Below are 12,191 nucleotides of genomic sequence, written 5' to 3'. Positions count from 1 at the left end.
CCGAACACAGGCCGCACATGCCGGAGATCATGGACGCCGCATCCATGAAGGAACTGCTCAAGCGCCGCGGCGTCGCCGTGGAGCTGTGGCTCGCCTCCTGCCTCGATGACCGCGACATGCCCCCGCGGCTGCGCGAGGCCATGCTCTACAGCCTCCAGGCCGGGGGCAAGCGCCTTCGGCCCGTACTCTGCATCACCTGCGCGGAGTTGTGCGGGCTCGAAGAGCTGCGCATGCTGCCCTTTGCCGGCGCCATCGAGATGATCCACACCTATTCGCTCATCCATGACGACCTCCCCGCCATGGACGATGATGACCTCAGGCGGGGCAAGCCCTCCAACCACAAGGCTTTTGACGAGGCCACGGCCATCCTTGCGGGCGACGGCCTGCTCACCGACGCCTTCGGCGCCATGTGCCGCGCGCGCGTGCCGGCGCGGCCGCTTCTTGCCGCCATCGCGGAGATCGCCATGGCGGCCGGCTCCTCGGGCATGGTGGGCGGCCAGGAATGGGACATGATCCACACCGGCCGCCCCTCCATCACTCTGGAAGAGCTCCAGACCATGCACGCCATGAAGACCGGGGCGCTCTTGCGGGCTTCCTGCGTGTGCGGGGCGCTCCTCGCCGAGGCGGACAGAGCCGTCATCGACGCCATCGGCGAGTACGGTTCGGCGCTGGGTATGGCCTTCCAGATTGCGGACGACATCCTGGATGTGACGGGGGATACCGCCGTGCTCGGCAAGCCCGCCGGCAGCGACGCGGCCCAGGGCAAGAACACCTATCCGTCCATGGTGGGCCTTGCGCAAAGCCGGGAGCTGGCGCTGGCCCAGGCGGCGCGGGCCAAGGCCGCGCTCGCGCCCTTCACCGGGCAGGAGGCCGCATTCCTGCGCGCGCTCGCCGACTATACCGTGAGCCGGGCCTGCTGACATGGCGCAAAACGCTGCGGCCCTTCATCTTGATGACATCTCCGACCCGGCCCAACTGCTCGGGCTCTCGGACGCGGAGCTCGCACGGCTCGCCGGCGAGGTGCGCGAGCGCATCATCACCACCGTGGCGGCCAACGGCGGCCATCTCGCGCCGTCCCTCGGGGTGGTGGAGCTGACGCTCGCCCTGCTCTCGGAATTTGACCTCAACCGCGACAAGCTCATCTGGGACGTGGGCCACCAGGCCTATGCCCACAAGCTGCTCACCGGCCGCGCCGCCGAATTTGGGAGCCTCAGGCGCCTCGGCGGCATTTCCGGCTTTCCGCGCCCCGGCGAGAGCCCCTATGACCATTTCGGGGTGGGGCATTCCTCCACCTCCATCTCCGCGGCCCTCGGCATGGCGCAGGCGCGCGACCTCGCGGGCCAGAGGCACCATGTCCTCGCGGTCATCGGCGACGGCTCGCTCACCGGCGGCGAGGCCTTCGAGGGGCTGAACCTCGCGGGCCACATGGGGCGGCGGCTCATCGTGGTGCTCAATGACAATGAAATGTCCATCTCGCCCAATGTGGGCGCGCTGTCGCTCTTTTTGAGCCGCACCCTGTCGAGCCGCTGGGTGCGCCAGACCAGGCGCGAAGTGCTCCGCTTTTTGCGCAGCATCCCCCGCATCGGCCAGAAGCTCGCCATCTACGCCATGCGCGGCGAGTGGAGCTTCAAGTCCTTCTTCACGCCCGGCATGCTCTTCGAGGCCTTCCGCTTCACCTATATCGGGCCGGTGGACGGCCACGACATCCCGGCCCTGCGCCGCCACCTGCAAATGGCCGCCGCCGTGGAGGACGGCCCGGTGCTCCTGCACGTGCGCACCCGCAAGGGCAAGGGCTACGCCCCGGCCGAGAGCGACCCCACGCGCTTCCACGGCGTGGGCCTGTTCAGTCCCGAGACGGGCGAGGCCGTGGCCCCTGCCGGCAAAAAATCCCCGCCGGCCTTTACCCGCGTGTTCGGCGAGACACTGGTGGAGCTTGCCGAAAAGGACAAGCGCATCATCGCCATCACCGCGGCCATGCCCGAGGGCACGGGCACGGACAAGTTCCGCGCGCGCTTTCCCGACCGCTTCGTGGATACCGGCATCTGCGAGCAACATGCCGTGACCTTCGCCGCGGGCCTTGCGAGCCAGGGCTTCCGGCCGGTGCTCGCCATTTATTCCACCTTTCTCCAGCGCGGCTATGACCAGGTGGTGCACGACGTGTGCCTTCAGAACCTGCCCGTCACCTTCTGCATCGACCGGGCGGGCCTGGTGGGGGCGGACGGTGCCACGCATCACGGCGCCTTTGACATCGCCTATTTGCGCCATATCCCCCATATGCGGCTGCTGGCCCCGCGTGACGAGGACATGCTGCGCCACGCCCTGAAGACCGCGCTGGCACAGGACGGCCCCTGCGCCGTGCGCTATCCGCGCGGCGCGGGCGTGGGGGTGGAGCGAACGGGCGCGCCCCGCGTACTTGCGACAGGTGTGGGCGAAGTACTCCGCGAGGGAGAGGAGCTTGCCATCATCGCGGCCGGCCCCTGCGCGCATGCGGCGCTTGCGGCCGCGGCCCGCATCGCGGAAAAGACGGGCGTGTGCCCGCTGGTCTTCGACCCCGTATGGCTCAAGCCGCTCCCCGAGGCACAGCTGGCCGACCTCGCCGGCCGCTTCGACCGCCTGCTCTTCGTGGAGGAGGGGGCGCGCGCCGGCGGCTTTGCCTCGGCGGCTCTGGAATATTTGAGCGATGCCGGCCTCTTGCGGAGCCAGCGCATCCGCCGCCTCGGCCTTGAGGACGCCTTTGTGCAGCACGGCACCCAAGCTGAATTGCGCGGCCTTCAGGGCCTCGATGCGGAGGGCGTGACGGCTGCGGGGCTGGAGCTTTTGCGCGAGGACTGAGCGGCTTTTGTGAAGCGGACGCTCCCGCCGCGCACCAGGGCCTCGACACCCCCCGGAAGCTGGAAGCGCGTATTGCCGCGGCCCTCGCGCAGGGCTTTGTCCAGCGAAAGCAGGGTGGCGCCGCGGGGCTGCACCGGACTCCCGTTGTCGCCTCCTTGGCTCCCGACTGCGCGCAAGGCCCGCATGTAGAGGCGCAGCCGCGCCGCCGGGTGCAGTCCGCCCAGCAGGGAGCGCGGCAGGACGATGGCCGGCACGCCGTCTTCCTCGATTTCTTCCCATGGCTGGGCCGCAAGGGCCGCATCCAGCGTTCTTTCCCAAAAATCCGCATCCAGCTCCCCGAGGCGGTGCAGGGTAGCGCAACATCGCTCCAGCCCCGGGTTTTCGCGCCGAAGCTGTGGCAACACCTCGTGCCTGAGCCGGTTGCGGCGGAAGGCGAGGCTCGCGTTGCTCGCGTCCTCACGCCAGGGAACAGCAAGGTGCCGCAGCAGGGCGCGCAACGTGTCGGGCGGCGTGAAGAGCAGGGGCCGCAGCAAGCGCCGGCCCTCATCCCTCGCCGGCATGCCGGCGAGGCCTGGCCAGCCGGCCCCGCGCGTGAGGCGGAGCAGAACGTCCTCCGTAAGGTCGCCCGCATGGTGGCCGAGCACGATCCAGTCCGCGTCAGCGGCCGCGCGTTCTTCTTCCAGCAACGTGTAGCGCACCCTGCGGCCGGCCTCCTCCAGCCCGCAGCCCCACGCCCCGGCGGCTGCCGCCACATCTCGCTTTTGCACCTTGCACGGGATACCGAGCCAGCGGCAGAGCACCTTCACGTGCCCGGCATCCTCCCCGCTTTCTGGGCGCAGGCCATGATCCACGCTCAGTGCCGAGAGGCGCACACCGAGGCGCGGCGCCACTACATGCAGGATGACGGCGAGGGCCGTGGAATCCGCCCCGCCCGAAAGGGCGAGCACAAGGCGGCCCCCGGGTCGCAGGCCGAGCGTGCGGCGGCAGAAGCGCTCCACGCCGAGGCAGAGGCGCGCGAGCCCTGGCGGCAGTTGCCCGAGCGCGGGCGGTACGGCGGGGAAGGGCGGTCCGGCGTCGGGGCGCACGCCTCAGGCTCCGCGGCCGCGCCTGCCGTGGGGGGCGTCGAGGCCGAAGACGCGGCGCACGAGGTTGACGCGGGCCGGCGCGCCCTCGCGGGCCATGCCGTCTTCCTTGAGGAACATGATGGGGTCATGGTTGAGCTTGTGTGCGATGGCGTGGGCCATGGCTGTGATGGCCGCGCGCTGGCTCTCGTCCAGCGGGCCGAGGCGCTTGAGCGTGCGTGCCAGTTCCTCCTCGGCGGCGCGCTCGCCGCGCCGGACGAGCTCCACGATGGTGGGCTGGCTTTCCAGGCTCTCCAGCCAGCGGGAGAAGAGCGCCACCTCCTCGTCGAGAATGGCCCCGGCCTTGGCGGCCTCCTCGCGCCTGCCGGCGAGGTTTTCCTCCACCACTTCGCGCAAGTCGTCGATGTCGTAGAGATAGACATTATCGAGCCCGTTGACATCCGGGTCGATGTCGCGCGGCACGGCGATGTCGATGAAGAACATGGGCCGGTTCTTGCGCGTCTTGAGCACGGCGCGCAGGTCGCGCGCGCGGATGACGGGCTCGGGCGAGCCTGTGGAGGTGATGATGATGTCAGCCTCGGCGATGCGGGCCGGTAGCTCCTCAAAGCCGGCCGCCCGGCCGCGGAAGCGTTTGGCAAGCTCCACGGCGCGCTCGCGCGTGCGGTTGACCACCACGATCTCGTCGATGCCCGCCTGGAGCAGGTGCATGGCCGCCAGCTCCGCCATTTCGCCGGCGCCCACCAGCAGCGCGCGGTGCTTCGGCATGTCGCCGAAAATGCGGCGCGCCAGCTCCACGGCGGCATAACTGATGGAAACGGCATTGGCCGCCACCGCCGTTTCGGTGCGCACGCGTTTGGCGACGGAAAAGGCCTTGTGCAGCAGGCGGTTGAGGATGACGCCGGTGGCCCGGCTCTCCACGGATTTGCGATAGGCCTGCTTGAGCTGCCCCAGGATCTGCGGTTCGCCGAGCACCATGGAGTCCAGGCTCGCGGCCACGGCGAAGAGATGGCGCACGGCCTCGGCGCCGTGGTATTCATAGAGATAGGGCGCAAGCTCTTCCGGCTCGGCCTGGCGCGCCCCCGCCCAGGAGCGCAAAAGGTGCTCGCGCACGGCGCCGCCGTCCGCGCCCACGCCCAAAAGCTCCACGCGATTGCAGGTGGAGAGGATGAGCGCCTCGGCCACCGGGGCTGCGCAGGGCACAGCCCAGGTCTCCGGGGCGCAGTGCTCGGCGAGCGCGAAGCGCTCGCGCACATCCACGCCGGCGGTGCGGTGGTTCAGGCCCACAAGAACGATGTCGTGCCGCATACGCCCGGCCTACCCGCGCACAAAGGCGTGATGCGTTTCCATGAAAACATTGACCACGACGAGCGAAAAGAGCGAGAGCAGAAAGATGAAAACGGCGAGTCTGGCGGGCTTGCGGCCCTTCCAGCCATTGGCGAGCCGGTTGTGGAAGAGCACGCCGAGCAGGAGCCAGACAAGCAGGCTCACCACTTCTTTGGGGTCGCCCGAAAGGGTGCTGCCGAAAACCGGGCGCGCCCAGAACAGCCCGGCCACGATGCCGAGCGTGTAAAGCGGGAAGGCCGTGAGCGCGCAGACGGCGTTGATCTTGTCGAGGATAGCGAGGGCCGGCATGTCCTGCCAGATACCTTGCATGCGCTGCTTGCTCTTGATGCGCCGCTCGAGGAAGAGGAAGAGCGCGCCCGCGGCGAAGGCCAGGGCCAGGAGCCCAAGGCTCAGGAAGAGCGCGCCGATATGGAAGGCGAAAAAGGGCCCCTTGAGCGAGGGGGGGAGGGGAACGGCCTGTTCGAGCCACGGCGTGGACATGAGAAAGAGGATGAGGCCGAGGAGCGCCGCGAAGATGAGCGGCGCCTCCTGCCGGAAACGCGCCCACAGCCCGAGGCCGCAGAGCAGCACGAACCAGGCGAGCATCTGGAGATACGCGCCGAGCGTGAGGCCACCGTGGTGCGCGCCGTGCGCGCCGAGCGCGAGCAGGATGGTCTGGCAAGCGAAGGCCGCTGCGGCAAGGAAGCAGGCGCCCTTGCGCCACGAAGGGAGCCTCGCGAGCATGCCGACGAGGCCCGCCGCGCCGGCCAGCGCATAGACCGCCAGGGTGATGGCGGTTGAGGCCTCGGGTGCCAGAAAATCAGCAAAACTCATGCGGTTCTCCGTCAGTGCCGCCGGGGGCCTTGGCCGCAGGGACATCGGCCGGGCCGTCCAGAAGCGGCAGGGCCTGCGCAGCAAGCGCGGGGGGCAATTCCCGCTCGAGCCAGGCGCGGCAGCGGGCAAGGTCGCCCGCGGCGAGCCAGTCCCCAAGGGGCGACGCCGCCACTTTGCGGAACAGTTGGCTATTGTGCCGCGTATCCGCCCCCATGGCAAGGACAAGAGGCCGCAAGCGCCCGAGAAAGCGCGCGAGCGCCGCGCGCGGCGCGAGCCAGAGCTCGAGCTCGCGGCGCAGGATGCGGGTGAGCGCCGGGCTCGCCCCGCCGGTGGAGAGGGCAGCGCGAAGCTCGCCCGCGCGCGCCACGGCGGGCACGGCAAAGGCCCCCAGTTCCGGCGCGCTCGCGCAATTGCAGAGCACTCCAGCTTCACGGCAGAGGGCGGCGATGCGCGCATTTTCCCGCGCATGGGAGGTTGCGGCGAAGACCAGGCGCGAGGCACGCACATCAGCCTCGGTGCAGGGGCGCCGCTCGAGGTGCACCCGCGGGTCGGCGCACAGTCGCGCGAGTTCATCGTCATCCGTACTTTCACCCGCGGGCGCGGGCAGCCCGCTCTCCAGCGCAAGCACCGAGCCGACGCCGGCGGCGAGCAGACCGGCGAGCTTGCGCCGGCCCACTTCGCCGAGGCCGGCCACGAGGCAATGCTCGCCTTCGAGGGAGAGAAAGAGCGGATAACTGAAGGGCATGGGGGTATCCTTGCCGGGCGCGGCGTTCGTTTTGCGGGTGTTTTGCGCGCTGCGCGGCGGCATCTCGCCCAGCATACCCGAGGGCGCGGCGATTGCAAGCGCGGCAGGGCAGGGCGAATCGCGCTCCGCCTGGGCGGCCCATTGACAGGGGCTGTTTCTTTCCCTACCAAGGGGGCCGGAAGCACCCCGCGCAACGCACGGACCTCCAACGAACAGGCACAGGAGTCGCCATGGCACTGAGCATCGGTATCGTCGGTCTGCCCAATGTGGGCAAGTCCACGCTTTTCAACGCCCTCACCAAGGCCCAGAACGCACAGGCGGCCAACTATCCCTTCTGCACCATCGAGCCCAACAAGGCCACTGTGGCCGTGCCGGACGCGCGCGTGGAGGCCCTTTCGCGCAAGGTCACGCCCGAGCGCACCATCCACGCCCAGGTGGACTTCATCGACATCGCGGGCCTCGTGCGCGGGGCCAGCAAGGGCGAGGGCCTGGGCAACCAGTTCCTCGGCAATATCCGCGAGTGCGCGGCCATCGTGCAGGTGGCGCGCTGCTTTGAGGATGAGAATATCGTCCATGTGGACGGCAGCGTGGACCCGCTCCGCGATGTGGAGACCATCGAGACCGAGCTTTTGCTGGCGGACATCGAAAGCGTGGAAAAGCGGCTCGAGCGGCTGCGCAAGGCCGCCAAGGGCAGCAAGGAGGCCAAGGCTGCGGCCGACATCATGGAGCAGCTGCTCGCGCACCTCAATGCGGGCAAGCCCGCCGCCACTTTTCCCCTGCCGGAAGGTGCCGACGCCTTCCTCGCCTCCTGGCGCGAGCTCGGGCTGCTCACGGCCAAGCCGGTGATTTATTGCGCCAATGTGGACGAGGAGAGCATGGCCGAGGGCAATGCCCACTCCGAAAAGCTGCGCGAGCTCGCCGAGGCCCGCGGCGCCGGCTTCGCCCGCATCTGCGCGCGCCTGGAGGAGGAATTGCAAGGCCTGCCCGAGGAGGAACAGGCGGAACTTTTGGCCTCCTACGGCGTGGAGGAGGACGGCCTTGGGCGCATCATCCGAACGGGCTACGCCACCCTGGGCCTCGCGAGCTATTTCACCGCCGGCCCCGACGAGGTGCGCGCCTGGACCATCCGCAAGGGCTGGAAGGCCCCGCAGGCCGCGGGCGTCATCCATACGGACTTCGAGCGCGGCTTCATCCGCGCCGAGGTCATCTCCTATGACGACTACATAAGCCACGCGAGCGAGGCCGCCTGCCGGGCGGACGGCGTCCTGCGCGTGGAGGGCAAGGACTATGTGGTGCAGGACGGCGATGTCATGCACTTCCTCTTCAATGTCTGAGCCCGTGTCGGCGGCCGGCCCGCAGCTTCTCTATTCCCCTGCCTCTTTCGGGCCGAGCTTGTTGCGCACCTGCCGGCACAGGCCCATGAGCGCGTCATATTCGTGCCGCCTGAGCTGCGCGCGCCCGAAAAGCCTGCGCCACGGCAAAAGAAAATACTCCGGGTTGTCGCCGTGGAGCACGTCCAGCGCGAGGAGCATGGCCTTGAAATGGGCCATGAGCCGTTCCTGCTCGGCGGCGGTGATGCCGCGGGCGCCGCTGCGGGGCCTATCCTCCCCGGCGGGCGCTTCCTCCATCGTGTCCGGCGCCCCACGCAGTACGCGGGCACATTCATAGAGCACGATGAGCACCGCCTGCGCGAGGTTCAGCGAGCTGGCCTCCCCGGATGTGGGGATGGTGACGAGGCGCTGGCAGAGCAGGGATTCCTCATTGGAAAGGCCCCGGTCTTCGGAGCCGAAGACCAGCGAAACGCGCTCGCCGGCGCGCACGGCGTCTGCGGCCACGGTTCCCGCCTGGTCCGCGGTGAGCACGCTCTTGCGCCAGCCCCCGAGGCGCGCCGTGGTGCCGAGCACAAGGCGACTCTTTGCCACGGCTTCCGCCAGGCTCGGCACCACGCGGATGTGTTCCAGCACGGGCAGGCCCTTGGGCGTCGCCAGCGGCCGCGCCTTTGCGATGTCCCAGCGTTCGGGCGCCACCAGGCAGAGGCAGGGGCAGCCCATGTTGGCGCAGGCCCGCGCGGCCATGCCGATATTTTCAGGAAAGCGCGTCCTCACCAGGACGACTTCAACGGTATCGAGCAGCACGTCCGGCCTCAGCAGCAGGCCGCCGCGGCATGCAGGAAAAGGTGCACCACTTCCGCCGGCGCTTCACCGGCGGGGGCCAGCTCCATGGCCTCGGGCCAGATGTGGTGCGCGGTGAGGGCGATCATGGCCGCGCCGGTGCCGCATTTGCAGACTGTGCCCAAAAAGCGGCCCATCATGGCGCCCATGGCCGCGTTCATGGCCTCGCCCGAGGGGCGCCCCCGGGCGATCTCCATGGCGTAGCAGCCGAGCCACGCCCCGGCGAGGGCGCCCAGCAGCGCGCCAAGCCCCCAGAAGAGCGGCGCCAACAGGATGGCGCCCACGAAGGCGCCCACCATGCCCGCGAAGGTGCCGGAAGAACTGGAGCCATAGTGCCGCGCCTTGAGCACCTGCACGCCCAGTTCCAGCGCCTCGCCCAGCAGGGCGAAGGCCACCATGCCCGCCCAGAACCAGGCGTCGAGCCCCGCTTGCGCCGGCATGACGAGCTTCCACAGGGCCACGAGGCCGAGGATGATCCAGTTGGCCGGCAGCCCGAAGATATTGAGAAAAAGCACCAGGCACAGGAGCACAAGGAAGGCCCCCGCCAAAAGCGGCGCAAAGGGGAAGAACTCCATGGCCTATTTCTTTTCGCGCAGGTCGCGCACGCGCACCGCCTTGCCCTCGGTGCGCGGCAGGCTGTTGCTCTCCACGAGCTCCACGCTGGGCGTGACCAGTATCTCGTCGCGCAGGCGCTGGGCGATGACCTTTTGCAGGTTGTGGAGCACGCGCATGTCCTCCACGAAGTACTCGTCGCGGATCTCCACCTGCACGCGCATCACGTCGCCGAAGCCGTTGTTTTCCAGCAGGATAAGGTAGCTCTGCCCCACTTCGGGGAAGGTCATGATGACCTCCTCGATCTGCATGGGGTAGATGTTGACGCCCTTGACGATGAACATGTCGTCCGCACGGCCGAGGATGCGGTCCATGCGGCGGTGGCGCCGCCCGCAGGAGCAGCTCCCGGGGAGGAAGCGGGTAAGGTCGCGCGTGCGGTAGCGCAGGATGGGCATGCCCTCGCGGCAGAGGCTCGTCATCACGAGCTCGCCCACCTCGCCGTCCGGGACGGGCTTGCCCGTGGCCGGGTCGACGATTTCGGGGATGTAGGCGTCCTCCCAGATGTGGAGGCCGTCCTGCGCCAGGCACTCGAAGCCCACGCCCGGGCCGTTCATCTCCGAAAGGCCGTAGGAATTGTAGGCCTTCATGGCGAAGAGGTCCTCGATGCGGCGGCGGAATTCTTCGGTATAAGGCTCCGCGCCCACGAGCGCGATGCGCAGGGGGAAGTCACGCGGGTCTTCGCCCATGCTGCGCAAGTGCTCGCCGAGGATGAGCGCGTAGGAGGGCAGGATGTGCGCCACCGTGGTGCGGAAATCCTTGGCGAGCTTGATCTGCCGGCGGGAATTGCCCGCGCCCGCCGGGATGGTCATGCAGCCGAGCCGCTCGGCGCCGAAATGGATGCCAAGGCCGCCCGTGAACAGGCCGTAGCCCGACATGTTCTGGAACACATCCTCGCGGCGCACGCCCACCATATACATGCAGCGGGCCATGAGGTCGGCCCAGGAATTGATGTCGTTCTGCGTGTGGCAGATGGCCACCGGCGAGCCCGTGGTGCCGCTGGAGCAGTGCATGCGCACGATCTCGCTTTGCGGCACGCACAGAAGGCCTGTGGGATACTGGGCGCGCAGGTCGTCCTTGGTGGTGAAGGGGATGCGTGCAAGGTCGTCAAGGCTGTGGATGGTCCCCGCGTCGATGCCGGCCTCGTCCAGGCGCCGGCGGTAGAAATCGCAGCGCCGCGCCCGGGCGATGGTGCTTCGCAGGCGCGTCAGCTGGGTGGCGGAGATGTGATCCCGTGTCCAGAGTTCGGCAGGGTCAAAAACGTCCATCGGTCGTCCTTTAAAGGTGGGCGGCAAGCCGCGTCAGGAGTGGGGGCGCGACTGCGCCCAACCGTGGAGGATTCCGAAGCAGCCGGCATGCGGCATGTCGCCGTGGGGAGCGATGTCGCGCCCGTGCCCGGCGAGCAGGCTGCGGCGCGCCCCCAAAAGGTAGGTGGGCGCAAAACTGCCCGCCGCCTCGCAGTGGGCGCCAAAGGCCGTGCCGTGTCCGCCGCTGGCGTGCACGTTCTCGGGGGGGAGCCAGCGAAGCCGGAGCTGGTGCAGGTCTTCCAGCAGGAGTGGCAGCTCGCGGCCGTCGGTATGGTGCTCGTAGAGCCCACAGACGCGGCCCTGATAAACGAGCGCGGCGATGGTGTGCTCGTTGCCGACGCTGACAATGGTGATGCCCTCGCGGAAGCTGCGCTCAAGCACACTCTCGTCGCAGAGCGCCCCGAGAATGGCGCAGGTGGCCGTGTCAGCAACGGGGCCGCCGGTCTTTTGCTGGAGCGCGTGCAGGCGGCGCAGCGTGGCGGGCGCTTGGGCGTAAATCCAGCGGGTAGGGTCGGCGTCGTCGGTGAGCAGCACGGTCCAGTCCGTCATGCGGGTGTCGCACGGCGCGCCGGCGTGGCTGGCGTCATCCTGCGTGGCCGCGAGGATGAGGTGCGGCTGTGGGAGGGCGGAGAGGCGGAGCAGGCCCTGCCAGAATTCGGGCGAAAAATCCTCAAGATGGACAGGCACGCAATCGGCGGGGCAGGTTTCGGAAATGCTGACGCCAAGGGCGCGGACGGCCTCCGGGTCTTCGTCAATGGCGCGGGAGGCCGCAGCGGTGGCTGCCGTGGGCAGCCCGGCGCCGAGGTGCGCGCGAAGTGCGTCAAGGAAGCCGTTGCCCATGATGCCGCCGGAGAGCCAGACGCCGCAGCGGAGCATGGTCAGCTCGCGGATGCGCTGGGCCACCAGCCGCGCTGGGGAGGGCAGGAGCCACCGGGGCCAGTTGGCGCATTCCTGCCCGGCGCGGGCGAGCAGGGCCTTTTGCGTGCCGCTGCCAATATCGAGGCAAAGCACGGGCCCGGCCTCGCGCAAAAAATGGCGCACCTGTTCGTTCATTGCCGCTGTCTGCTCCTGCGCGGAAGTCCGCCGCGGGACTGTGATACCCGGAAATCGTGCATCAGCGCAAGCACGGGCACGAAGTCTCGTGGGAGGAGGGTGAGGAGGGGGCATGCGGAAGGAGCAGGGCAACTTGCGCGAAGGGGGAGGTCATGTGACCGCGGCACCCCCACCACACACCTGCACGCCCGCCCTCGGTGAGGCCCTTGCGACTGTTTGTGTGGGGCGGCGTGGA

The 12,191-nt window shown here is 68.9% G+C and carries 11 protein-coding genes; 3 read left to right on the top strand and 8 right to left on the bottom strand.

What is annotated here, in order from left to right; all coding sequences use genetic code 11:
- The first annotated feature begins 29 nt into the window (after window positions 1-29).
- Window positions 30-920, top strand: coding sequence for a polyprenyl synthetase family protein (locus tag HDR50_RS09310; protein ID WP_291357881.1), 891 nt, complete (start codon window positions 30-32; stop codon window positions 918-920).
- 1 nt (window position 921) lies between these two features.
- Window positions 922-2,832: a 1-deoxy-D-xylulose-5-phosphate synthase gene (dxs, locus tag HDR50_RS09305; protein WP_291357849.1), complete on the top strand. Its 1,911-nt coding sequence runs from the start codon at window positions 922-924 to the stop codon at window positions 2,830-2,832.
- On the opposite strand, the gene tilS is transcribed toward dxs, so the two are convergent.
- Genes tilS through HDR50_RS09285 form a run of 4 tightly spaced genes read right to left on the bottom strand, consistent with a single transcriptional unit; the run spans window position 2,772 to window position 6,816 of the window.
- A complete protein-coding gene (gene tilS / locus HDR50_RS09300) occupies window positions 2,772-3,917 on the bottom strand; it encodes a tRNA lysidine(34) synthetase TilS (RefSeq protein ID WP_291357848.1) in 1,146 nt (381 codons plus the stop codon). The two genes, dxs and tilS, sit on opposite strands and share 61 nt — an antisense overlap.
- A gap of 3 nt (window positions 3,918-3,920) precedes the next feature.
- The gene (gene hemA / locus HDR50_RS09295) at window positions 3,921-5,219 is read right to left on the bottom strand and encodes a glutamyl-tRNA reductase (RefSeq protein ID WP_291357847.1); all 1,299 of its coding nucleotides are present in this window, start codon (window positions 5,217-5,219) and stop codon (window positions 3,921-3,923) included.
- A 9-nt stretch (window positions 5,220-5,228) separates the two neighbouring features.
- Entirely contained in the window at window positions 5,229-6,071 is an 843-nt protein-coding gene (gene ccsA / locus HDR50_RS09290; RefSeq protein ID WP_291357846.1) for a cytochrome c biogenesis protein CcsA, read from the bottom strand.
- Window positions 6,058-6,816: a bifunctional precorrin-2 dehydrogenase/sirohydrochlorin ferrochelatase gene (locus HDR50_RS09285; protein WP_291357845.1), complete on the bottom strand. Its 759-nt coding sequence runs from the start codon at window positions 6,814-6,816 to the stop codon at window positions 6,058-6,060. Before HDR50_RS09285 ends, ccsA begins: the two co-directional genes overlap by 14 nt.
- A gap of 230 nt (window positions 6,817-7,046) precedes the next feature.
- Between HDR50_RS09285 and ychF the strand changes: the two genes are divergently transcribed.
- Complete coding sequence (ychF, locus tag HDR50_RS09280; RefSeq protein ID WP_291357844.1) at window positions 7,047-8,150, top strand: redox-regulated ATPase YchF; 1,104 nt, start codon at window positions 7,047-7,049, stop codon at window positions 8,148-8,150.
- A 30-nt stretch (window positions 8,151-8,180) separates the two neighbouring features.
- Here the strand turns inward: ychF and HDR50_RS09275 are convergent, their stop codons facing one another.
- The 4 genes from HDR50_RS09275 to HDR50_RS09260 are packed head-to-tail and all read right to left on the bottom strand — an operon-like array spanning window position 8,181 to window position 11,956.
- A complete protein-coding gene (locus tag HDR50_RS09275; protein WP_291357843.1) occupies window positions 8,181-8,951 on the bottom strand; it encodes an RNA methyltransferase in 771 nt (256 codons plus the stop codon).
- Window positions 8,952-8,959: 8 nt separating this feature from the next.
- On the bottom strand, window positions 8,960-9,562 hold the full coding sequence (locus tag HDR50_RS09270) for a DUF456 domain-containing protein (protein WP_291357842.1): 603 nt from the start codon (window positions 9,560-9,562) through the stop codon (window positions 8,960-8,962).
- A gap of 3 nt (window positions 9,563-9,565) precedes the next feature.
- Entirely contained in the window at window positions 9,566-10,864 is a 1,299-nt protein-coding gene (locus HDR50_RS09265) for a phenylacetate--CoA ligase (RefSeq protein ID WP_291357841.1), read from the bottom strand.
- Window positions 10,865-10,897: 33 nt separating this feature from the next.
- Complete coding sequence (locus HDR50_RS09260) at window positions 10,898-11,956, bottom strand: DUF1786 family protein (RefSeq protein WP_291357840.1); 1,059 nt, start codon at window positions 11,954-11,956, stop codon at window positions 10,898-10,900.
- Window positions 11,957-12,191: the final 235 nt, after the last annotated feature.

Source organism: Desulfovibrio sp. (assembly GCF_014803725.1).
GTDB lineage: Bacteria > Desulfobacterota > Desulfovibrionia > Desulfovibrionales > Desulfovibrionaceae > Desulfovibrio.
Note: the sequence above shows the minus strand (reverse complement) of the source record. Positions and strands in the feature narration are given on the sequence as shown.